17 protein-coding genes and 1 pseudogene are annotated in these 21,977 nt (G+C 68.9%); 12 read left to right on the forward strand and 6 right to left on the reverse strand.

Going from position 1 to position 21,977, the window contains the following annotated elements; genetic code table 11:
- Positions 1-4 precede the first annotated feature (4 nt).
- The 8 genes from PHQ87_RS02370 (at position 5) to PHQ87_RS02405 (ending at position 11,914) form a co-directional block, all read left to right on the forward strand.
- Positions 5-1,435: an MFS transporter gene (locus PHQ87_RS02370; RefSeq protein WP_300230801.1), complete on the forward strand. Its 1,431-nt coding sequence runs from the start codon at positions 5-7 to the stop codon at positions 1,433-1,435.
- Between the two features lie 24 nt (positions 1,436-1,459).
- Positions 1,460-5,266 (forward strand): nitrate reductase subunit alpha, encoded by a 3,807-nt coding sequence (locus PHQ87_RS02375; RefSeq protein ID WP_300230803.1) that lies wholly within the window; start codon positions 1,460-1,462, stop codon positions 5,264-5,266.
- 28 nt (positions 5,267-5,294) lie between these two features.
- The gene (gene narH, locus PHQ87_RS02380; RefSeq protein WP_300230804.1) at positions 5,295-6,818 is read left to right on the forward strand and encodes a nitrate reductase subunit beta; all 1,524 of its coding nucleotides are present in this window, start codon (positions 5,295-5,297) and stop codon (positions 6,816-6,818) included.
- 11 nt (positions 6,819-6,829) lie between these two features.
- Positions 6,830-7,513: a nitrate reductase molybdenum cofactor assembly chaperone gene (narJ, locus tag PHQ87_RS02385; protein ID WP_300230807.1), complete on the forward strand. Its 684-nt coding sequence runs from the start codon at positions 6,830-6,832 to the stop codon at positions 7,511-7,513.
- Positions 7,514-7,528: 15 nt separating this feature from the next.
- A complete protein-coding gene (gene narI / locus PHQ87_RS02390) occupies positions 7,529-8,266 on the forward strand; it encodes a respiratory nitrate reductase subunit gamma (RefSeq protein ID WP_300230809.1) in 738 nt (245 codons plus the stop codon).
- Positions 8,263-9,144 (forward strand): peptidylprolyl isomerase, encoded by an 882-nt coding sequence (locus tag PHQ87_RS02395; RefSeq protein ID WP_300230812.1) that lies wholly within the window; start codon positions 8,263-8,265, stop codon positions 9,142-9,144. The genes narI and PHQ87_RS02395 overlap by 4 nt, the downstream gene beginning before the upstream one ends.
- Before the next feature lie 149 nt (positions 9,145-9,293).
- Entirely contained in the window at positions 9,294-11,240 is a 1,947-nt protein-coding gene (locus PHQ87_RS02400; protein WP_300230815.1) for a type IV pili methyl-accepting chemotaxis transducer N-terminal domain-containing protein, read from the forward strand.
- Positions 11,237-11,914 carry a response regulator transcription factor gene (locus PHQ87_RS02405; RefSeq protein WP_300230817.1) on the forward strand — a complete coding sequence of 226 codons (678 nt, stop codon included), beginning with the start codon at positions 11,237-11,239 and terminating at the stop codon, positions 11,912-11,914. The genes PHQ87_RS02400 and PHQ87_RS02405 overlap by 4 nt, the downstream gene beginning before the upstream one ends.
- 79 nt (positions 11,915-11,993) lie before the next feature.
- Here PHQ87_RS02405 and PHQ87_RS02410 read toward each other — a convergent pair whose 3' ends face one another.
- The 3 genes from PHQ87_RS02410 to nirK are packed head-to-tail and all read right to left on the reverse strand — an operon-like array spanning position 11,994 to position 16,471.
- Complete coding sequence (locus PHQ87_RS02410) at positions 11,994-14,282, reverse strand: nitric-oxide reductase large subunit (RefSeq protein WP_300230819.1); 2,289 nt, start codon at positions 14,280-14,282, stop codon at positions 11,994-11,996.
- Positions 14,283-14,297: 15 nt separating this feature from the next.
- A complete protein-coding gene (gene ytfE / locus PHQ87_RS02415; RefSeq protein ID WP_300230821.1) occupies positions 14,298-14,972 on the reverse strand; it encodes an iron-sulfur cluster repair protein YtfE in 675 nt (224 codons plus the stop codon).
- Positions 14,973-15,004: 32 nt separating this feature from the next.
- A complete protein-coding gene (gene nirK / locus PHQ87_RS02420; protein WP_300230823.1) occupies positions 15,005-16,471 on the reverse strand; it encodes a copper-containing nitrite reductase in 1,467 nt (488 codons plus the stop codon).
- A gap of 135 nt (positions 16,472-16,606) precedes the next feature.
- Here nirK and norR point away from each other — a divergent pair, with 135 nt between their 5' ends.
- The 4 genes from norR to PHQ87_RS02440 are packed head-to-tail and all read left to right on the forward strand — an operon-like array spanning position 16,607 to position 20,786.
- The gene (norR, locus tag PHQ87_RS02425) at positions 16,607-18,175 is read left to right on the forward strand and encodes a nitric oxide reductase transcriptional regulator NorR (protein ID WP_300230825.1); all 1,569 of its coding nucleotides are present in this window, start codon (positions 16,607-16,609) and stop codon (positions 18,173-18,175) included.
- Between the two features lie 27 nt (positions 18,176-18,202).
- Positions 18,203-19,558, forward strand: coding sequence for a THUMP domain-containing protein (locus PHQ87_RS02430; protein WP_300230827.1), 1,356 nt, complete (start codon positions 18,203-18,205; stop codon positions 19,556-19,558).
- Between the two features lie 2 nt (positions 19,559-19,560).
- Complete coding sequence (locus tag PHQ87_RS02435; RefSeq protein ID WP_300230829.1) at positions 19,561-19,998, forward strand: putative toxin-antitoxin system toxin component, PIN family; 438 nt, start codon at positions 19,561-19,563, stop codon at positions 19,996-19,998.
- Positions 19,995-20,786, forward strand: a complete 792-nt coding sequence (locus PHQ87_RS02440; protein WP_300230832.1) for a UPF0149 family protein — start codon at positions 19,995-19,997, stop codon at positions 20,784-20,786. The genes PHQ87_RS02435 and PHQ87_RS02440 overlap by 4 nt, the downstream gene beginning before the upstream one ends.
- Positions 20,787-20,798: 12 nt before the next feature.
- Here PHQ87_RS02440 and PHQ87_RS02445 read toward each other — a convergent pair whose 3' ends face one another.
- The 3 genes and pseudogenes from PHQ87_RS02445 to PHQ87_RS02455 form a co-directional block, all read right to left on the reverse strand.
- Positions 20,799-21,278 (reverse strand): CinA family protein, encoded by a 480-nt coding sequence (locus PHQ87_RS02445; RefSeq protein ID WP_300230835.1) that lies wholly within the window; start codon positions 21,276-21,278, stop codon positions 20,799-20,801.
- On the reverse strand, positions 21,271-21,807 hold the full coding sequence (locus tag PHQ87_RS02450; protein WP_300230837.1) for a phosphatidylglycerophosphatase A: 537 nt from the start codon (positions 21,805-21,807) through the stop codon (positions 21,271-21,273). Before PHQ87_RS02450 ends, PHQ87_RS02445 begins: the two co-directional genes overlap by 8 nt.
- Positions 21,808-21,830: 23 nt before the next feature.
- Positions 21,831-21,977, reverse strand: a pseudogene (locus PHQ87_RS02455) (thiamine-phosphate kinase); the annotation flags it as partial.

A 21,977-nucleotide genomic window follows, 5' to 3' on the forward strand; every position in this document is an offset into this window, starting at 1 on the left:
TGCCATGGATACCACCACCACATCGCGTGCCGGCCGCTTGCTCACGATCTGGACGCCGGAGGACAAGGCCTTCTGGGCGCGGGAAGGCGAGGCCATCGCCAAGCTGAATCTGTGGATCTCGGTGCCAGCGCTGTTTCTGGCGTTTGCGGTCTGGCAGGTCTGGAGTGTGGTGGCGGTCAGCCTGCCCACCCTGGGCTTCAACTACACCACGAACCAGTTGTTCTGGCTGGCGGCGGCACCGGCCCTCTCGGGCGCCACGCTGCGCATCTTCTATTCGTTCATGGTGCCCCTGGTCGGTGGCCGCCGCTGGACGGCGCTGTCCACGGCCAGCCTGCTGATCCCGACCATCGGCATCGGCATCGCGGTGCAGGACCCGTCCACGCCCTATCCCACGATGCTGGTGCTGGCGCTGCTGTGCGGCCTGGGCGGGGGCAATTTCAGTTCCAGCATGGCCAACATCAGCTACTTCTTCCCGAATGACCGCAAGGGGTCGGCGCTGGGGGTGAACGCGGGGCTGGGCAACCTGGGGGTGTCCGTCGTGCAGTTCCTGAGCCCGATCGTGGTGACCGTGGGCGTGCTCGGGGTTTTTGGCGGCGAACCGCAAACCATCGTGCGCGATGGCGAGCAGGTCAAGGTCTGGATGCAGAACGCGGCCTTCATCTGGGTGCCGTGGATCGCGCTGGCTGCCGTGATCGCCTGGTTCGTGATGAACGACGTGGCCGATGCCAAGGCCTCGGTCGCCGCGCAGGCGGCGATTTTCGGGCAGCCGCACAACTGGATCATGTGCCTGCTGTACCTGGGCACGTTCGGCTCCTTCATCGGCTTCGCGGCCGGTTTCCCGCTGCTGATCAAGAGCCAGTTCCCCGATGTGAACCCGCTGGCCTATGCCTGGCTGGGCCCGCTGGTCGGCGCCGTGGTGCGCCCATTCGGCGGCTGGCTGTCCGACAAGGTCGGTGGCGGTGTCGTGACGATGTGGAATTTCCTGGTGATGGCGCTGGCCGTGCTGGGTGTGCTGTGGTTCCTGCCCAAGGGAGCGGGCGGCTATGCGCTGCCCTTCGGTCCGGCGGGAGGCAGCTTCACGGGCTTTTTCCTGATGTTCCTGGTGCTGTTCGTCACCACCGGCATCGGCAACGGGTCGACCTTCCGGATGATCCCGGTGATCTTCAACACACTGGCCATGCGCGGTGCCGGCCCGGGCGCGGCCGAGCAGGCCGCCGCGATCAAGGAGGGCAACGTGCTGGGCGCCGCGGCCGTCGGTTTCGCGGGCGCGTTGGGTGCCTACGGCGGCTTCTTCATCCCCAAGAGCTACGGCAGCTCCATCGCCGCCACCGGCGGCCCCGAGGCCGCGCTGTGGATCTTTGTTGCCTTCTACCTGCTGTGCGTGGCCGTGACCTGGTGGTACTACGCCCGTCGCCATGCCCCCATGCCCTGCTGAGTCCACCGAGAAAGAGATAAGACGATGAGCCACTTCCTCGACCGCCTGACCCATTTCCGCCTGCCCAGGGAAAGCTTTTCCGGCGATCACGGCCGTACCACCGGCGAAGACCGTACCTGGGAGGACGCCTACCGCCAGCGCTGGTCGCACGACAAGATCGTGCGCAGCACGCACGGCGTGAACTGCACGGGTTCGTGCTCGTGGAAGATCTACGTCAAGGGCGGTATCGTGACCTGGGAGACCCAGCAGACCGATTACCCGCGCACGCGCTGGGACATGCCCAACCACGAGCCGCGTGGCTGTGCACGCGGGGCCAGCTATTCCTGGTACCTCTACAGCGCCAACCGTGTCAAGTACCCGATGGTGCGTGGCCGGCTGCTGGCACGCTGGCGTGCCGCCCTGAAGGTCGCCAAGACCCCGGTCGATGCCTGGGCGCTGATCGCCGAGGACGATGCCGCGCGGCGCGACTACCAGCAGGTGCGCGGCATGGGGGGCTTCGTGCGCTCGCACTGGGACGAGGTCAACCAGCTGATTGCCGCGGCCAACGTCTACACGATCAAGCGGCACGGGCCCGACCGCATCATCGGCTTCTCGCCCATCCCGGCCATGAGCATGGTCAGCTACGCGGCCGGCAGCCGCTACCTGAGCCTGATCGGCGGCGTGTGCATGAGCTTCTACGACTGGTACTGCGACCTGCCGCCGGCCTCGCCCCAGGTCTGGGGCGAGCAGACCGACGTGCCCGAATCGGCCGACTGGTACAACTCGAACTACATCATCGCCTGGGGCTCCAACGTGCCGCAGACGCGCACGCCCGATGCGCACTTCTTCACCGAGGTGCGCTACAAGGGGGCCAAGACCGTGGCCGTGACGCCGGACTACAGCGAGGTCGCCAAGCTGGCCGACCTCTGGCTGCACCCCAAGCAGGGCACCGATGCGGCGCTGGCCATGGCGATGGGCCACGTGGCGCTCAACGAGTTCTATTTCAAGACCCGGTCGGCGTACTTCGACGACTACGCGCGCCGCTACACCGACCTGCCGATGCTGGTGCTGCTGCGGGAACACACCCTGCCCGATGGCAGCGTGGTGCAGGTGCCCGACCGCTACCTGCGTGCCAGCGACTTCAACGGCGACCTGGGGCAGCAGAACAACCCGGACTGGAAGACCATCGCCTTCGACACCGACGGCCGCGCCGTGCTGCCGCATGGCTCGATCGGCTTTCGCTGGGGCGCCGAGGGCCGCGACGACGCCGGCAAGTGGAACCTGGAGGCGAAGGAGGCACGCCACGGCGCCGAGGTCCGGCTCAAGCTGTCGGTGCTGGAGGACGGCAGCCAGGAGAGCGAGATCGTGGACGTCGGCTTTCCCTACTTCGGCGGCATCGAGACGCCACATTTCACGGCCAACGAACAGCAGGGCGACGTGAACCGCGCCCGGGTACCGGCCGTGCGCCTGCGCCTGGGCAAGGCGGGCGACATCCGCGAGGCGCTGGTCGCCACGGTGTTCGACCTGCAGGCCGCGCAGTACGGGATCGACCGCGGGCTGGGCAGCGGCGCCGCCAGCTACGACGACAACGCACCTTACACGCCGGCCTGGGCCGAGCACATCACTGGCGTGCCGCGCCAGCAGGTCATCGCCGTGGCGCGCGAGTTCGCCGCCAACGCCGACAAGACCCGGGGCAAGTCCATGGTCATCATCGGTGCGGCGATGAACCACTGGTACCACTGCGACATGAACTACCGTGGTGTCATCAACCTGCTGATGATGTGCGGTTGCATCGGCCAGAGCGGCGGCGGCTGGTCGCACTACGTCGGCCAGGAGAAACTGCGCCCGCAGACTGGCTGGACGGCGCTGGCCTTCGCGCTCGACTGGGCGCGCCCGCCGCGTCAGCAGAACAGCACCAGTTTCTTCTACGCGCACACCGACCAGTGGCGCTACGAGAAGCTGGGCGTGGACGAGATCGTCAGCCCGCTGGCCGACCGCGAGCGATTCGGCGGCAGCATGATCGACTACAACGTGCGCGCCGAACGCATGGGCTGGCTGCCCAGCGCGCCGCAGCTCAGAACCAACCCGCTGGGCATCGCCGCCCAGGCCGAGGCCGCAGGCCTGTCGCCGCGCGACTACGTGGCGCGGGCGTTGACCGACGGCCGCCTGCAGATGAGCTGCGAGGACCCGGACGCGCCGGAAAACTGGCCGCGCAACCTGTTTGTCTGGCGCTCCAACCTGCTGGGCTCCAGCGGCAAGGGCCACGAGTATTTCTGCAAGCACCTGCTGGGCACCGAGAACGGCGTGCAGGGCAAGGACCTGGGGCTCGGTGACGCCCGGCCCGAAGAGGTCACCTGGCATGCCGATGCGCCGCAGGGCAAGCTGGACCTGCTGGTCACGCTCGACTTCCGGATGAGCACGACCTGCCTGTACTCCGACATCGTGCTGCCCACCGCGAGCTGGTACGAAAAGAACGACCTCAACACCAGCGACATGCACCCCTTCATCCACCCGCTGTCGGCGGCCGTGGACCCGGTGTGGGAGTCGCGCAGCGACTGGGAGATCTACAAAGGCTTTGCCAAGGCCTTCAGCGAGGTCTGCGTGGGCCATCTGGGCGTCGAGCGCGACACCGTGCTCACGCCGCTGATGCACGACACGCCGGCCGAGCTGGCACAGCCCTATGGTGTGGCCGAGTGGAAGAAGGGCGAGTGTGAGCTGATTCCCGGCAAGACGGCGCCGCAGGTCACGGTGGTCGAGCGCGACTACCCGAACCTGTACAAGCGCTTCACGGCCCTGGGCCCGCTGATGGACACGCTCGGCAATGGCGGCAAGGGCATCGCCTGGGCGACCGGCACCGAGGTCGAGCAGCTTGGCCAGCTCAACGGCATCACCGCCGAGCCCGGCGCCACCGAGGGCCGCCCGCGCATCGTCAGCGACATCGACGCCTGCGAGGTGATCCTGCAACTGGCGCCCGAGACCAACGGCCACGTTGCCGTCAAGGCCTGGGAAGCGCTGTCCAGGGCGACCGGTCGTGACCACAAACACCTGGCGCTGTACCGCGAGGACGAGAAGATCCGCTACCGCGACATCCAGGCGCAACCGCGCAAGATCATCTCCAGCCCGACCTGGAGCGGCATCGAGAGCGAGACGGTGAGCTACAACGCCGGCTATACCAACGTGCATGAGCTGATCCCGTGGCGCACGCTCACCGGTCGCCAGCAGTTCTACCAGGATCACCCCTGGATGATCGCCTTTGGCGAAGGGTTCAGCAGCTACCGACCGCCGATCGACATGAAGGCCACCCACGGCATGCAGGGCATCAGGCCGAACGGCCATCCCGAGATCCAGCTGAACTTCATCACGCCGCACCAGAAGTGGGGCATCCACAGCACCTACACCGACAACCTGCTGATGCTGACCTTGAACCGGGGCGGTCCGGTGGCCTGGATCAGCGAGGAAGATGCCCAACGCGCCGGCATCGAGGACAACGACTGGATGGAGATGTTCAACCTGAACGGCGCGGTGGCCGTGCGCGCGGTGGTCAGCCAGCGCGTCAAGCCCGGCATGGTGATGATGTACCACGCGCAGGAAAAGATCATCAACACGCCCGGCAGCGAGATCACCGGCGTGCGCGGCGGCATCCACAACTCGGTCACGCGCATCGTGCTCAAGCCCACCCACATGATCGGCGGCTACGCGCAGTACAGCTACGGCTTCAACTACTACGGGACCATCGGCACCAACCGCGACGAGTTCGTGGTGGTGCGCAAGATGGCCAAGGTGGACTGGCTCGACACACCGCGCGGTGACCACCTGGCGGCGGCCTACCAATCGCAGGGTGAGAACCCCTGAGCAGCAGCACAACGACAAGGAACCCGCGATGAAAGTCAGAGCACAGATCGGCATGGTGCTGAACCTGGACAAGTGCATCGGCTGCCACACCTGCAGCGTGACCTGCAAGAACGTCTGGACCAGCCGCCCCGGTGTCGAGTACGCCTGGTTCAACAACGTCGAGACCAAGCCCGGCATCGGCTACCCCAAGGAGTGGGAAAACCAGGACAAATGGAACGGTGGCTGGACGCGCAAGGCCGACGGCTCCATCGTGCCGCGCCAGGGCGGCCGGTGGCAACTGCTGATGAAGATCTTCGCCAACCCCAACCTGCCGGAGATCGACGACTACTACGAGCCCTTCACCTTCGACTACGACCACCTGCACAGCGCCCGGGAGATGAAGGCGGCACCCACCGCGCGCCCGCGCAGCCTGATCACGGGCCAGCGCATGGAGAAGATCGAGTGGGGACCGAACTGGGAGGAGATCCTGGGCGGCGAGTTCAGCAAGCGCAGCCGGGACGTCAACTTCGAGCAGGTGCAAAAGGACATCTACGGCCAGTTCGAGAGCACCTTCATGATGTACCTGCCGCGTCTGTGCGAGCACTGTCTCAACCCGGCCTGCGTGGCGTCGTGCCCCTCGGGCTCGATCTACAAGCGCGAGGAAGACGGCATCGTGCTGATCGACCAGGACAAATGCCGTGGTTGGCGCATGTGCGTGAGTGGCTGCCCCTACAAGAAGATCTACTACAACTGGAAGAGCGGCAAGGCCGAGAAGTGCATCTTCTGCTACCCGCGCATCGAGGCCGGGCAGCCCACCGTGTGCTCGGAGACCTGCGTGGGCCGCATCCGCTACCTGGGCGTGCTGCTGTACGACGCCGACCGCATCGAGGCCGCCGCCAGCGTCGAAAAGGACATCGACCTGTACCAAGCCCAGCTCGACATCTTCCTGGATCCGAACGATCCTGCCGTGATCGCACAGGCGCGTGCCGATGGCGTGCCCGAAGCCTGGCTGATCGCCGCGCGCAACAGCCCGGTCTACAAGATGGCCGTGGACTGGAAGGTGGCGCTGCCGCTGCACCCGGAATACCGCACCCTGCCCATGGTCTGGTACGTGCCGCCGCTGTCGCCCATCACCGCGGCCACCAATGCCGGCCACGTGGGTGCCAACGGCGAGCTGCCCGACGTGAACCAGCTGCGCATCCCGGTCAAGTACCTGGCCAATCTGCTGACGGCGGGCGACACCGTGCCCGTGGTGCGCGCGCTCGAGCGCATGCTGGCCATGCGTGCCTGGCAGCGTGGCAAGCACGTGGATGGCGTGCCCAACCAGGCCGCCATCGACCAGGTCGGCCTGAGCGCCGCCGAGGTCGAGGCGATGTACCACGTGATGGCCATTGCCAACTACGAGGACCGCTTCGTGATCCCGACCACACACCGCGAGTACGCCGAGAACGCCTTCAACGTGCGCGGCGGTTGCGGCTTCTCCTTCGGCAATGGCTGCAGCGAGGGCGTGACCGAGACCAGCCTGTTCGGCAGCGAGAAGAAGCGCACCATTCCGATCAAGGCGTCGTTGTGAGGAGCGTGGACATGACAGAGCCCATCACCTTCACCCTGCGCGCGCTGGCCCACCTGCTGCGCTATCCCGACGCCGCCATGCGCGCCCATCTGGCCGACATCCCTGCCGTGCTGGATGCCGAGGGCGCGCTCGGCCGCGTGCGCCGGGCCGAGCTCGACGCGCTGATGGACCGGTTGCTGGCCGAAGGGCTGGACGCCGAGGCCACCTATGTGGACCTGTTCGACCGCGGGCGCGGCACCGCGCTGCACCTGTTCGAGCACGTGCATGGCGATTCGCGCGACCGCGGCCCGGCCATGGTCGACCTGGTACGGACCTATGAGCAGGCCGGCCTGCTGCTCGACCCCACCGAGCTGCCCGACCACCTGACGGTGCTGCTGGAATACGCCTCGACCCAGCCGGCACGCGAGGCACGCGCCTTCATCGGCGAGTTCGCCCACATCCTGCGCTCGATCGGGGCCGCGCTGCAGCGCCGTGAAAGCGACTACACGGCCGTGATGGCCGCGGTGCTCGAGGTGGCCGGCCAGCCGCTGCGGGACGACGCCCCGCCGGCGGCGGAAGAATCGCTGGATGCCAGCTGGGAAGAGCCCGCTGCCTTCGATGGCTGCTCGACGCAAGGCCAGGCTTCGCCCGGCATGCCGCAACCCGTCCACCTGATCCGCCGCCCGCCGCCTGCCACCGGTGGCCACGTCCGCTGAACCGAGGAGCCTGCCATGCCACTGGTCGTCCACAATTTTCTGTTCAACGTCTACCCCTACATCTGTCTCGCGGTGTTCCTGATGGGCAGCCTGGCGCGCTTCGACCGCGACCAGTACACGTGGAAGAGCGATTCGTCGCAAATGCTGCGTGCGCGCCAGTTGCGCTGGGGCAGCAACCTCTTTCACGTCGGCATCCTGTTCCTGCTGCTCGGCCACACCGTGGGTCTGCTGACGCCGCATTTCATGTACGAGTGGCTGATCACCGCACCCCAGAAGCAGATGCTGGCCATCGTCTCGGGTGGCGTCGCCGGCGTCGTCTGCTTCGTCGGTCTGACGATGCTGCTGCACCGGCGCGTGTTCGATCCCCGGATCCGGCTGACCAGCCACCGCACGGACCTGGCGATCCTGATCATCCTGTGGGTGCAACTGGTGCTGGGCCTGGTGACACTGCCGTTCTCGTACAGCCACCGTGCCGATGCCAGTGCCATGCTGATCCTGGCCGACTGGGCGCAGCGCATCGTCACCTTCCGGCCCGATGCCAGTGCCCTGGTGGCGCTGGACTGGCCGTTCAAGGTCCACATGGTGCTGGGCATGACGATCTTCCTGCTGTTCCCGTTCAGCCGGCTGGTCCATGTCTGGAGCGGCTTCGCGTCGGTGGCCTACCTGTTCCGGCCTTATCAGCTGGTGCGCTCGCGCCGCCTGAACCTGCCGGCCGCGCACGCGCCGGCCAAGCACCCGGGAGGTCAGGCATGAGCGCGCAGGGCGCACACCAGGGGTGCGGGGGCGGCTGCTCCTGCCAGGGGGATGCGGGGCACGATGTGCCGCGCATCGAGGCACCGGTGGAAGTGCCCGCCGACTGGTGCGCGCCGCAGGTCAACGGCGTTGCCCTGTGCGGCCCCGCCGAGTTGCTCGACACCGCGGCGTTGCGCCAGCGTGCCTGCACCGAGTTGCTGCGCCAGGCGGCCATCGGGCAGGGGCTGCTCGACCGGGACGACCCGGTGCCCGAGGGCGGTGTGATCAGCGAAGCCGCCGGCCAGGCCATCGAGCGCCTGCTCGATGCCGCGCTGCCGCTGCCCGAACCCGACGAGGACGCCTGCCGCCGGCACTATGTCGCCCATGCCGCACGCTATGCACACGGCGAGCGGGTGCGCGCGCGTCACGTGCTGTTCGCCGTGACCCCGGGCGTGGATGTCAACGCCCTGCGCCAGCGGGCCGAGGCCTGTCTGCTCGACGTGCGCAATGCCACGCCCGAGGAACGCGCCGCCGGCGACCGCTTCGCGCAGGTGGCTGCCGTCAGCAGCAACTGCCCCAGTGGCGCGCAGGGGGGTGAGCTGGGCTGGCTGACGCGCGAGGACTGCGCGCCCGAGTTCGCGCGCGAGCTGTTCGGTCAGACCGAGATCGGCGTATTGCCGCGCCTGGTGCACAGCCGCTTCGGTTTGCATGTGGTCGAGGTGCTGGCGCGCGAAAGCGGCCGCGTGCCGCCGTTCGAGCAGGTGCGCCATGCGGTCTCGCAGGCCCTGCACCAGCAAAGCTTCGCCACGGCACTGTCGCAGTATCTGCGACTGCTGGCCGGCCAGGCGCGGGTGTCCGGCGTCGACCTCGATGGCGCACCGTCCCCGCTCGTGCAATAGGGCCGACCGCGACCGGCGGCCGCCCCACCGCCGGTGGTTTGCGGCGACAATGCAAGACGCATGTGCGGGTTTTTCTTCTGGGAAAAATAGTGTGAGCAGGCCCTGGGGTGGTTCCGCAAGGGTGCTGCGCCACAACATGGTCTTTGCCGATGCGTGCATCGCTGTCTCATCACACCACGCCCGGCCCTAGCCGGCCGCTGGCGACCAAGATCGGCATCATCGGGTGCCTGGTGCTGTTGCTGTCGCTGCTGGCCATCGGCCTGACACTCTGGATCACCTGGCAGATGCAGGGCGGCGCTGCGGCGGTCAATGAGGCCGGGCGCATGCGGATGCAGACCTGGCGCATGGCCCAGATGCTGTCCGGGGAGCCGGTGCCGCAACTGCCCGCGTTGCTGGCCCAGTTCGACCGAAGCCTCGGCCTGTTGCGCCAGGGCGACCCCGCACGGCCGCTGGCCGTGCCGCGCGACGGGTCTTCGCGGCAGGCCCTGCAGGCGGTCGAGGCGAACTGGGCAGCCCTGCGCGATCAGTGGGCGCAGGCGGCGGAACCCGGGCGCACTTGGGATGGCGACACCGGGCCGGACACCTGGGCGGTGCAGGCCGACGCGTTCGTCGCGGACATCGACCGGCTGGTTGACTCGATCGAAAAGCAGCTGGAGCGGTGGACCACATGGCTGAACATGGCGCAGTTCGTGATGATGGCGCTGGTGGTCGTGACCGCCGTGGCGCTGCTGTATGCCGCCCAGTTGTGGATCCTCGGGCCGCTGTCGCGCCTGCAGGCGGGGCTGGCACGGATCGAGGCCGGTGACCTCAAGGCGCATCTCGATGAGCGGGGCAATGACGAATTCGCCGCCGTGGCCGTGGGCTTCAACCGCATGGCACGGCATCTGCAACACCTGTATGCCAGCCTGGAGCAGCGGGTGGCGAGCAAGACGCGCCACCTGGAAACCGAGCGCGCCCGGCTGGCGATTCTGTATGAGGCGGCGGCCTTCGCATCGACCGCGGGCACCCTGGAAGCGCTGGCACGTGGCTTCGCCGCCCAGATCCGTCGCGCCGCGCGGGCCGATGGCGTGGCCATCCGCTGGTCGGACGAGCACAACCTTCGCTATGTCATGCTCGCGTCCGAAGGGTTGCCGGATGACCTGGTGGCGGCCGAACACTGCATCCCCACGGGCTCCTGCCACTGCGGGCAGCCCCAGTCGCAGGCGCAGATACGGGCGGTGCCGCTGGTGACGTTGGCCGGCGGGCCACCGGCGCGGCCGGTGATGGCCGGCGGGCAATGCCTGCGTGCCGGTTTCTCCGGCGTGATCAATGTGCCGATGCGCCTGCACGAGCGTGTCGTCGGCGAGATCGACCTGTTCTTCCGTGCCTTTCCCGATTTCAACGGCCACGACCGCTCCCTGGTCGATACGCTGGCCAGCCATCTGGCGGGGGGCATCGAGGGCCTGCGCGTCGAGGCCTTGCAGCGGGAGTCGGCGGTGGCCGAGGAGCGCAGTCTGCTGGCGCGGGAGTTGCACGACTCCATCGCCCAGGGCCTGTCCTTCCTGAAGATCCAGGCGGGCCTGTTGCGCGAGCGGCTGGGCCCGGTGCCCGAAGGGCCGCTGCGCGCCACGCTCGATGAGCTGGATACCGGTATCCGCGAAAGCCTCTCGGACGTGCGCGAGCTGCTGGTGCACTTTCGCACGCGCACCAGTGGCGAGGACATTGCACCGGCCCTGCAGACCACGCTGACCAAGTTCGAGCACCAGACCGGCCTGGCGGCGCACCTGGACATCGAGGGCGAGGGCCTGCCCCTGCCGCCCGACGTGCAGATCCAGGTGCTGCACGTGGTGCAGGAGGCCCTGTCCAACGTGCGCAAGCACGCGCGCGCCAACCAGGTCTGGGTCGATGTGCAGCAGTCGCCCCAGTGGGTGGTGTCGGTCCGCGACGATGGCTGCGGCCTGCGTGAGGCCGCCAGCGCGCAGGACGAGACCCACGTGGGCCTGCGCATCATGCGCGAACGCGCGGCCAGCATCGGCGCGCGCTTGGACATCGCCTCGGCTGCCGACGCCGGCACCTGCGTGACGCTCACCCTGCCGTCCCTGCTCCCCAACACATGAACGCTCCCATCCGCCTGCTGGTCGTGGACGACCACACCCTGTTCCGGCGCGGTCTGACCGCCCTGCTGGCCAGCCAGCCCCATCTGCAGGTGGTGGGCGAGGCGGCGGATGCGGGCGAGGCCATGCGTCGCGCCGCCGAACTCCAGCCCGACGTGATCCTGCTGGACCATCACCTGCCGGGTGTCAGTGGCGTGGACGCGCTCGCGGGCTTGCGGCAGGCCGCGCCCGCGGCCCGCGTGCTGATGCTGACCGTGAGCGAGGATGCCCAAACGCTCTCGCGTGCGCTGAGCCATGGTGCCCACGGCTACCTGCTCAAGACGGTGGACAGCGACATGCTGGTGCAGGCCATTGACCGTGCACGGCAGGATCGCTCCACCATCAGCGCCGAGATGACCGACAAGCTGGTCAGCGCATTCCAGACACTGCACGCCACGACCGCCACGCCGGCGGCACTGCCCCTGACCGCTGAAGACCCCCTGGCGCAGTTGTCGCCGCGCGAACGCGAGATCCTGCGCGAAATCACCGCGGGCGCCAGCAACAAGGAGATTGCGCGGACCCTGGGGATCGCCGAAACCACGGTCAAGATCCATGTCCAGCACATCCTGCGCAAGCTTCACCTGAGCTCCCGGGTGCAGGCGGCGGTGATGGCCGCCGCCCTCGACAACGGCCATTGACTCACGACGAATGACCGGGCCCGCCGCGCTGCCCTCGGGGCAAGGCGGCGGGCCCGGTCACGGGCGGGATCCTGTGAGGTCAGCCGCGCGCCTGGCCGAGTGCCTGCCGGGTTGCCGTCTGGCCGGCGACGCGGCCACCGGCCAGACCGATCACCACCTGCCAGGCCAGGGCCACGGCGCCGATGATGAACACGACGTCACCGAAGGTGCGCACCCAGCGCAGGGTCTGCAGCAGGGGCTGCTGCATGAAGGCCTCGCTGCGGGCGTACCACAGGCCTTCGCTGGCGCTGGCCATGAACTGGATGATGCCCACGGGCAGCAGGCTGGTGGCGATCATCAGCACCAGGCCACCGTTGAGGCCCCAGAAGGCGGTCTTCATCAGGCCTTCGCTGAAGGCGAACTGCGGGCGCACATAGCGCAGCACCAGGAGCGTGAAACCCAGCGCCAGGAAGCCGTACACCCCGAACAGCGCGGCGTGGGCGTGCACGGGCGTGGTGTTCAGGCCCTGTACGTAGTACAGCGAGATGGGCGGGTTGATCATGAAGCCGAAGACGCCGGCGCCCAGCATGTTCCAGAAGGCCACGGCCACGAAGCACAGCAGGGGCCACTTCAGGTTGTCCATCCAGGGGGCGCGGGTCTTGAGGCGCCAGTTCTCCCAGGCTTCGTGGCCCAGCACGATCAGCGGCACCACTTCCAGCGCGCTGAACGCGGCGCCCACGGCCATGACGGGCGTGGTGGTACCGGCGAAGTACAGGTGGTGGAAGGTGCCGGGGATGCCGCCGAGCATGAACAGCGAGGCCGACGCCAGGCTGGCCGCGGTGGCCATCGGGCGCGAGACCAGGCCCATGCTGCTGAACACGAAGGCCAGCGCGGTGGTGGCGAAGACTTCGAAGAAGCCCTCCACCCACAGGTGCACCACCCACCAGCGCCAGTACTCCATCACCGACAGGCTGGTGCGCTCGCCGTAGAACAGGCCCGCGCCGTAGAACAGGCCGATGGCGCCGACCGAGGCGGTCAGCAGGGCCAGCAGGTTCTTGTCCTCACCGTTGCGCCTGAGCAGCGCGGGCAGCACGGCGCGCAGCATCAGCACCAGCCACAGCAGGATGCCGACCCACTTGAGGATCTGCCACAGGCGCCCCAGGTCCACGTACTCGTAGCCCTGATGGCCGAGCCAGAAGTTCCACTCGGGCGGGAGCTTTTGCGCGATGGCCAGGTAGTTGCCCGCGAACGAGCCCACGCACACGGCCACCAGTGCCCAGAACAGCACGTCCACGCCGAGCTTCTGGAATTTCGGGTCCTTGCCACCGTTGATGATGGGCCCGAGGAACAGGCCCACGGCCAGGAAGCCGGTGGCGATCCAGAACAGCGCGGCCTGGATGTGCCAGGTCCGCGTGAGCGCATACGGGAACCACTGCGACACGTCGATGCCGTAGAAGTGCTGGCCTTCCACCGTGTAGTGCGCGGTGAAGCCGCCCAGGAAGACCTGGAACACGAACAGGGCCACCACCAGGAACAGGTACTTGCCCAGGCTGCGCTGCGAGGGCGTGAGACCGACGAGCGACAGCGGATCGCGCGCGGGCGCGGCGGGCAGGGGCTCGTCGTGGTCACGCAGGAAGGCCCAGCCCCACACGAGGAAGCCGATGCCGGCCAGCAGAATGACCACGCTGGCGATCGACCAGACGATGTTCTCGCCGCTGGGCTGGTTGTCGATCAGCGGTTCGTGCGGCCAGTTGTTGGTGTAGGTCACGTCCGAGCCCGGGCGCTCGGTCGCGGCGGCCCAGGCGGTCCAGAAGAAGAATTGCGTCATGGCCTCGCGCCGCTCGGCGCTGGGCAGCGTGTTCTCCTTCATGGCGAAGCTCTGGCGGCTCTGGCGCAGCGCGGGTGCGTCCGAGAAGAGCTGGTCGTAGTAGGTTGCCGTCCGCGCGATGGCCTGCGCGCGGCGCTCGCTCACCACCAGCGTGTTGCTGTCGTCCACGCCGCTGGCGCGGTACTCGGCCTTGAGCTCGGCGCGCAGCGCGCCCTGGGCGCCGGCGTCCAGCTCGGCGTAGGGCTTGCCGTGGCGTTCCTGCGCGGCCAGGTCGAGCCAGGCGGTCAGCTCGCGGTGCAGCCAGTCGGCCGTCCAGTCCGGCGCCTGGTAGGCACCGTGGCCCCAGATGGAGCCCAGCTGCATGCCACCCACCGACTGCCAGGCGGTCTGGCCGTCGATGATCTGCTCACCCGTGAACAGGGCCTTGCCCCCGGTGGTGACCACCTTGTCGGGCATGGGCGGCGCCGAGCGGTAGACCTCGGCGCCGAAATAGCCCAGCAGCGAGAACATGACGATGCACACGCCGATCAGCGTGAACCAGTATTTCTTGTAGACACCCATGGTGCGGCTCCTGTGTCAGTGCGTGGCGGCCGGCGCGAAGCGCTCGAACAGCACGTTGTTTTCCAGATGGATATGGGTCATGAGGTCCTCGCGGAAGGTGCGCAGGCCCGTGTAGAGCGCGCGCCAGGTGGTGCAGGCGGCCGGCGGTGGTGTGATGTCATTCGTCAACCCTTCCAGGCGGCGCAGCTCGGTCCCGTGCTCGTTGTGCTCGGCGCGCATCACCCCGATGGGCATGCCGGCCATGCGGCCGTGGCCGCGCGCGATGAGGGGAAACAGGATCTGCTCCTCCTTGCGCATGTGGCTTTCCAGTTCCTGCGCCATGGCCTCCAGGTGGTTCGCCAGGCCATGCGGGCAGTCCTCGCGCTCGCCGTGCACCTGCTCCACCCGGCGCGCCAGGCGGATCAGTTCGGGCAACTGCTCGCGGTGTACCGCGTGATAGCGCTCGAGGATGTGGTCCACCAGCTCGGTGTCGGAGGCCCCTTCCCACGAGACGGGCTGCTCGGCGGCGCGCTGCGCAAGCGCGTGCAGCGCCTCCACCAGCGGTTCGGGGTCGATGCCGGCCTCGGTGGCGGCGGTGCGCAGTGTGCGGTTGCCGGCGCAGCAGAAGTCGAAATGGTGGGCGTCGAAGACGCGCGTGGCGCCGGGGATGCGCCGGGCCAGCTGGCCCAGCGATTGGTCCAGGATGTTCATGGTGTCGTTCTCCTTGGGTGGGTGGACTTGGGTCAGAGGCGGCCGGGCTTGTAGACGCCGGGCACGCCCTCGCCGGCGACTTCGAGCACACCCACCGCGCCCTTGCCGGTGCGCGAGAGGGCGTGATCGACCAGCAGGTAGCTGCCGGGGTGCTCGACCTTGAATTCGACGATCGTGGCGCCGCCCGGTGCCACGAGGGTGGTCTGCACGCCGGTCTTGTAGGCGTTGAGCGCGGCCTCGCTGTAGACCTTGTCGAAGATCTCGCCGATCACGTGGAACGACGAGACCTTGTTCGGGCCGCCGACGCCGAAGTAGATGCGCACCGTCTCGCCCACCTGGGCCTGCAGCTTGTGCGTCTTGCTCAGGGCGCCGACGGCGCCGTTGAAGACGTAGTAGTCGGGCAGCTCGTTGGCCATCTTGTCCAGATCGGGTTCCTGGTGGCCCTTGGCGCCGAAGGGGCGGTGCGTGTACATGTCGCCCTGCATCACGTAGTACTCGCGGTCCACCTTGGCCAGGCCTTCCTCGGGCTCGATGAGGATCATTCCGTACATGCCGGCGGCGATGTGTTGCGGCACCAGCGGCGTGGCGCAGTGGTAGACGTACAGGCCGGGGTTCAGTGCCTTGAAGGTGATGGTCTTTTCCTGGCCGGGCGCGACCTGGGTGTGCTCGCCGCCGCCGTGCCCGCCGGTGACCGCGTGCAGGTCGATCGAGTGGATGGCCTTGCTCTCGCGGGCATTGGCCAGCGTCAGCTCGATGGTGTCGCCCACGCGGGCGCGCAGCATCGGCCCCGGCACCTGGCGGTCGAAGGTCCAGTAGGTGAAGGTGGTGCCGTCGTCGAGCTTGCCGGGCAACTCCACCGTTTCCATGCGCAGCTTCTGGACCTGGGGCGCCCGCGCGCCGATGGCGGCCGGCACTTTCGTCGGGTCGGCAGCGATGCTGACGGCCGCCGGGTCCGCGCCACGCTGCGGCACGGCGGCGGGGGTGTACAGCGCCAGCGCGGCCTGGGTGGACGGGCTGGCGGCCGGGGCCGCGTCGCTGTTCTGGGCCGGGGCTTGGCCCGTCACACGCAGCAGGCCTTCCATGCCGATCTGGCGGTGGCCCGGCACCGAGCAGAAATAGGTGAATTCGCCCGGCTGCGTGACCGTGAAGCGCACACGGACCTTGCCCGTGCCGGCGCTGAACTTGGGCGAGGCCACGTTCAGGTCGCTGATGACGAAGTCGTGTTCGGCGCCTTCGCCGCTGTCGAGCTCGACCTCGATCGTGTCGCCGACCCTGGCGTCGATGGTGGGGTTGACCTGGCCCTTGTCGTCCACATAGACCATCCTGCCGTCGACAATGTTGGTGTGCAGCTTGATGTGCCGGGCGGTGGCCGGGGCGCTGGTTGCGGCGGCGGTCATGTGGGCGGCACCGGGTTCGTGTTGGGCGAGTGCGGGCAGTGCCAGCATGCACAGTGCCGCGGCGATCGGCATGAGGCGGCGTGCGGGCCTTCGGGTGATCATGAGTTTTCTCCTGCGGTGGTTGAATGCACAGCCTTATGCGAAGGGCGTGCCAGGGGAAAACCCTAGGAAAATCAATGACCTGAAAACCAGTAAGGTCAAAAATACCCGTTTTGATGAGGGTGTAAAATACCCAACATGGTCAAAAACACCTCGTTCGGTGGCGATGGTCGCCTCGTGCTCGATCTGCTGGTCGCCGATCTGGCGGTGGATCTGCCAACAGCCATCCGGCTGCAGCGCCTGGTGGACACCTTGCGCGTGCATTTCGGCTGCGGCGCCGTGGCCCTGCTGCAACTGGAGGGGGAATACCTCAAGCCATTGGCCACGGCCGGTCTGGTTCGCGACGCGCTCGGCCGGCGCTTTTCCATGGCGCAGCACCCCCGGCTGGCCACCATCCTGGCACGGCGCGACATCACCTGCTTTCACCACGACAGCGCGCTGCCCGACCCGTACGACGGTCTGCTGGACGAACTCGAAGGCGCGTCGCTGCCGGTGCACGACTGCATGGGCATCAGCCTGTGGGTGGACGGGCAGCCCTGGGGCGTGCTGACCCTGGACGCCCTGGCGGTGGGCACCTTCGACGCCCGCGCGCAGCAGCGCCTGCAGACGCTGCTGCCGCTGGTGGAGGCCACCGTGCGGCTGGCGCGCCTGGAGGGCGAGCTGCGCACGCTGCGGCTGCACCACGGCGGTGGCGGCGCGTCCATGGCCGAGGATGCCGAGGTCCTGGGGCAGAGCGAGGGCATTGCCCGCCTGCTGCACGAGCTGCAGGTGGTCGCCGACACCGATCTGCCGGTGCTGCTGCTGGGCGAGACCGGCGTCGGCAAGGAACTGTTCGCGCACCGCCTGCACGCGCTTTCGCGGCGCCGGGCCAAACCGCTGGTGCACGTCAACTGTGCGGCGCTGCCCGAGTCGCTGGCCGAGAGCGAGCTGTTCGGTCATGTGCGTGGTGCCTTCTCGGGCGCCGTCGGCGACCGCCCGGGCCGCTTCGAGGCGGCCGAGGGGGGCACGCTGTTTCTCGACGAGGTGGGGGAACTGTCGCTGGCCGTGCAGGCCAAGCTGTTGCGCACGCTGCAGAACGGCGAGATCCAGCGCCTGGGGGCCGACCGCCCGCGTCGTGTGGACGTGCGCGTGATCGCCGCCACCAACCGCAGCCTGCGCGAACACGTGCGCGACGGCAGCTTTCGGGCCGATCTGTACCACCGCCTGTCGGTCTATCCGCTGCCGATTCCGCCGTTGCGCGAGCGTGGCCACGACGTGCTGCTGCTGGCCGGGCGCTTTCTCGAACTCAACCGCGCCCGCCTGGGGCTGCGCAGCCTGCGCCTGAGCGCCGAGGCGGAAGAGGCACTGCGGCGCTACCACTGGCCCGGCAACGTGCGCGAGCTCGAGCACGTCATCAGCCGCGCGGCGCTCAAGGCCGTGAGCCGCGGCGCCTCGCGCGCCGACATCGTGACGCTTGGCCCCGAACTGCTCGATCTGGAGGAAACGGCGCCGGTGCCGGTCACCCCTTCCTCCTCGCCCCTGCCGGTGGTGGCAGCGGCGGCGGCGCCGGCGGGTACCCTGCGGGATCAGGTGGCGGCGTTCGAGCGCCAGGCGATCCGCGCCGCGCTGGACGTGCACGGTGGCAACTGGGCGCAGGCCGCCCGCGCCCTGGGCCTGGACGCGAGCAACCTGCACAAGCTGGCGCGCCGGCTCCAGCTCAAGGCCTGAGCGCCGCTCCTGAACGACAATCCCTGCATGAACGATCTTTCCCTGTTCCTGCCCTGCGCGGCAGGCGTTGAGTCCTACCTTGCGGCCGAAGTGCGGCGCATCACCGGCGTGGACGCGGTGGCGCCCGCGCGCGCGGGCGTCGCGGTGCGGGCGTCCTGGCGCGATGCGCTCAAGCTCAACCTGCACAGCCGACTGGCCCAGCGGGTGCTGGTGCAGCTGTGGCGCGGCCCCTACCGCAGCGAGGCCGACCTGTACGACGCGGCCAAGGAGGTGGCCTGGGAGATCTGGTTCACACCCGCGCAGACCATCAAGGTCGAGGTGACGGCGCAGCACAGCCCGCTCAAGAGCCTGAACTTCGCGGCGCTCAAGATCAAGGACGCGGTCTGCGACCGCTTCCGCGAGCGGCGCGGCGAGCGCCCGAGCGTGAACACGAACTGGCCCGATGTGCGCCTGTACGCGCACCTGACCGCCGACACGCTGAGCCTGTCCATCGACACCTCGGGCGAGCCGCTGTTCAAGCGCGGCTGGCGCGAGGACAAGGGTGACGCGCCGCTGAAGGAGACGCTGGCGGCGGCCATGATCGCCGCCACCGGCTGGGATGCGGCCGCCGACATGGCGCTGGACGAGATTGCGCCGCTGTACGACCCGTGCTGCGGCAGCGGTACCGTGGCCATCGAGGCGGCACAGATCGCGCTGCGCGTGGCGCCCGGCCTGCAGCGGCGCTTCGCATTCGAAAAGCTCCTGCCGTTCCAGCCGCACGTCTGGCAGGCACTGCGCCAGGAGGCGGAGCAGCAGCGGCGCGAATGGCCCGCCGGGCACCGGCCCATCGTGTTCGGCTCCGACGTGGCCTTCCGCATGGTTGACTTCGCGCAGCGCAACGCCGAGCGTGCGGGCGTGGCCCACGCGCTGGAGCTGCGCGGCGGTGACGCGCTGCAGCGCATGCCGCCCAGCGAGCGGCCCGGCGTGCTGCTGCTGAATCCGCCTTATGGCGAGCGCATTGCGGCGGCCGGTGTGGCCGGCCGCAATGCGCGCGAGCGGGCCTCCGAGCGCGCGGGCGCACGCGCGCCGCGCACCTTCACCGTGGGCGCGGCCGCGCCGGCGCCCGTGGAACGCATGGGCCGCGAAAGCGCGCAGATGAGCGATGGCAGTGCCGATGCCGAGGGCAGCGATTTCTTCGCCCGGCTCGCCACGCACTGGAAGAACCATTACGCGGGCTGGACGGCCTGGCTGCTCACGCCGGACCTGAAGCTGCCCGGCAAGATGCGCTTCAAGGAGTCGCGCCGCGTGCCAATGTGGAACGGCCCCATCGAATGCCGCCTGTTCCGCTTCGACCTGACGCCGCGTCGCGCGCCCGCAGCGGCCGGCGGGAACGAAGGGCGCTGAATATGGTGGAGAGCACGCCGCTGGTCATCGACACCAACGTCATCCTCGACATGTACGTGTACGAGGACCCGGCGGTGGTGGCGCTGCGCGAGTGGCTCGAAAGCGGGCAGGGGCCCTGGCACGCTACGGCCGCCATGCGCGAGGAGCTGCGACGCGTGCTGGACTATCCGCACATCGCACGGCGCCTGGCACAGCGTGGCTTCGCCGCCGACGAGGTGTTGGTCCGGTTCGACCGCCACGCCCGTCCCGCCGAGCCCGCGCCGCGTGCCGTCTATGTCTGCAAGGACCCGGATGACCAGAAGTTCATCGACCTGGCCGTCGTGCTGGGTGCGTGTCTGGTGAGCAAGGACAAGGCCGTGCTGCGCATGACCGGACGGCTGGCCCGGCTGGGTGTGCGCGTGCAGCGGCAATGGACTGGCGCGGCTACACTGGCCGCATGAGCACACCTGCCCCCGATACCCCTGCTGCCCTGCCGCTCGAAGCGGCCGACTACGATGCGCTCGAGGCCATCCTCGATGAACTGCGCGAGCGCGACGAGGACGTGCCGCAGTGGGAGTTCCTGGAAGGCGCCATGGCGGCGCTGATCTGCACCCGGCGCGAGATCGCGCCCGAGGAATACCTGCCGGTGCTTATCGGCGTGGGCGAAGGTGCCCCGAACCATTTTGCCGACGATGCCCAGGCCGCGCGCTTCATGTCCCTGTGGATGCGCCGCTGGAACGAAGTGGCGGCCGCCTTGCGCGCCGAGGTGGACACCCTCGACGACGACCGCACCTACCAGCCCGAGGTGATGGACGTGCGTGGCGCCATCGCCGGCCTGCCCGAAGCCGAGCGCGCGGCGATCGGGGATGAGCCGCTGCCGGCCTTCGGCCAGGTCTGGGCCATGGGTTTCCTGTCGGTGGTGGAGGACTGGCCCGAGGAATGGGCGCCGCCGCGCGACAAGGAAGCCGCGGGCTGGATCGAGGACGCGCTCGACTGCATCGTGGACCTGGCCGAGGACGACACCGATCCGCCGGCCTGGAACATGCACGACGAAGACGGCCCGCCCAGCGTCAGCGAGGCGCGCGCCAACGCCTTCGGTGAAGCCGTGTGGGCGGTCTACGACTTGCACCGCGTCTGGCGCAGCCTGGGCCCGCGCACGGACCCGATCCGCAAGGAAGCCGAACCGGGGCGCAACGATCCCTGCCCCTGCGGCAGCGGCAAGAAGTACAAGAAGTGTCACGGCGCTTGATGCGCCAGTCGCTCAGAGCCGCTCCAGCAGCCCTTGCAGGGCGTGGGCCACGGTCTGCTGGCGCACGGCGCTGCGGTCGCCGTCGAAGCGGCGACACTCGGTGACGGTGCCGGCGGGCGTGGCCCAGCCGAACCAGACGGTGCCCACGGGCTTGGCGGCGCTGCCGCCGGTCGGCCCGGCAATGCCGGTCACGGCGACGGCGTAGCTCACCCCGGCGCGTTCACGGGCGCCGGCGGCCATCGCGGCGGCCACCTCCTGGCTGACGGCGCCATGCCGCTCGATGAGTGGCGCCGGCACGCCCAGCATCTCCGTCTTGGCGCGGTTGGAGTAGGTCACGAAGGCGCGGTCGAACCAGTCGCTGGAGCCGCTGAGCGCGGTGCAGGTACCGGCGATGAGCCCGCCCGTGCAGCTCTCGGCCGTGGCCATCAGCGCGCCGCGTGCGCGCAGCGCGTCGGCCAGCCGTTCCACCAGGGTGTCCAGGTGCTTATCCATGGGCAAAGAAGCGCCAGCCGGCGATGACGAGCAGGGTGCAGAAGGCGGCGGCGAAGTCGTCCAGCAGGATGCCGAAGCCCCCGCGCGGACCGAAGCCCTTGAACGTGCGGTCGGCCCAGGCCATCGGCCCGACCTTGATCGCGTCGAACAGGCGGAACAGCCCGAACGCGATGGCCTGTCCGAGCAGGCCGGTAGGCGAGACCAGCCACAGCACGAGCCAGAACGCGACGACCTCGTCCCACACGATGTGGCCCGAGTCGGCCACACCCAGGTGGCGGGCGGTCACCGTGCAGGCCCACCAGCCGATCAGCGTGCCCAGCCCGATCACCCAGGCCCAGGCCATCTCGTCGAGCCAGGGGAACAGGAGCACGAACGCGGCCCAGGCCCAGAGCGTGCCCACAGTGCCGGGCGCCAGGCGGGGCAGGCCGGAGCCGGCCCCCAGGGCGATGAAATGGGCCGGGTGGGCCAGGAGGAAGCGCAGGTCCGGATGCAGCACCGGGGCGGCGGGGACGGCGGGTGGTGGCGTCATGCCGCGATTATCCGGTCGATCGCTCAGGCGAAATGGTCGAAGCTGCGCCCGGGCAGCGTCTGCACGGCGCCTTGCGCGTCGAGCCAGCGCAAGCCGGGTTCGGCGGTGATCCGGCCGATGCGCGTGACCGGCGTGCCGGCCTGCGCGGCGATGGCCTCGATGCGCGCGCG

This window comes from Hydrogenophaga sp. (assembly GCF_028698005.1).
Lineage (GTDB): Bacteria > Pseudomonadota > Gammaproteobacteria > Burkholderiales > Burkholderiaceae_C > Hydrogenophaga.

Coding starts and splice junctions, on each gene's coding strand:
- PHQ87_RS02435 (WP_300230829.1), top strand. CDS start 19,561: ATGGTGGAGAGCACGCCGCTGGTCATCGACACCAACGTCATCCTCGAC.
- PHQ87_RS02410 (WP_300230819.1), bottom strand. CDS start 14,282: ATGGGTGTCTACAAGAAATACTGGTTCACGCTGATCGGCGTGTGCATC.
- PHQ87_RS02450 (WP_300230837.1), bottom strand. CDS start 21,807: ATGACGCCACCACCCGCCGTCCCCGCCGCCCCGGTGCTGCATCCGGAC.
- PHQ87_RS02440 (WP_300230832.1), top strand. CDS start 19,995: ATGAGCACACCTGCCCCCGATACCCCTGCTGCCCTGCCGCTCGAAGCG.
- PHQ87_RS02395 (WP_300230812.1), top strand. CDS start 8,263: ATGAGCGCGCAGGGCGCACACCAGGGGTGCGGGGGCGGCTGCTCCTGC.
- narH (WP_300230804.1), top strand. CDS start 5,295: ATGAAAGTCAGAGCACAGATCGGCATGGTGCTGAACCTGGACAAGTGC.
- PHQ87_RS02400 (WP_300230815.1), top strand. CDS start 9,294: ATGCGTGCATCGCTGTCTCATCACACCACGCCCGGCCCTAGCCGGCCG.
- narI (WP_300230809.1), top strand. CDS start 7,529: ATGCCACTGGTCGTCCACAATTTTCTGTTCAACGTCTACCCCTACATC.
- PHQ87_RS02375 (WP_300230803.1), top strand. CDS start 1,460: ATGAGCCACTTCCTCGACCGCCTGACCCATTTCCGCCTGCCCAGGGAA.
- PHQ87_RS02370 (WP_300230801.1), top strand. CDS start 5: ATGGATACCACCACCACATCGCGTGCCGGCCGCTTGCTCACGATCTGG.
- norR (WP_300230825.1), top strand. CDS start 16,607: ATGGTCAAAAACACCTCGTTCGGTGGCGATGGTCGCCTCGTGCTCGAT.
- ytfE (WP_300230821.1), bottom strand. CDS start 14,972: ATGAACATCCTGGACCAATCGCTGGGCCAGCTGGCCCGGCGCATCCCC.
- PHQ87_RS02445 (WP_300230835.1), bottom strand. CDS start 21,278: ATGGATAAGCACCTGGACACCCTGGTGGAACGGCTGGCCGACGCGCTG.
- narJ (WP_300230807.1), top strand. CDS start 6,830: ATGACAGAGCCCATCACCTTCACCCTGCGCGCGCTGGCCCACCTGCTG.
- PHQ87_RS02430 (WP_300230827.1), top strand. CDS start 18,203: ATGAACGATCTTTCCCTGTTCCTGCCCTGCGCGGCAGGCGTTGAGTCC.
- PHQ87_RS02405 (WP_300230817.1), top strand. CDS start 11,237: ATGAACGCTCCCATCCGCCTGCTGGTCGTGGACGACCACACCCTGTTC.
- nirK (WP_300230823.1), bottom strand. CDS start 16,471: ATGATCACCCGAAGGCCCGCACGCCGCCTCATGCCGATCGCCGCGGCA.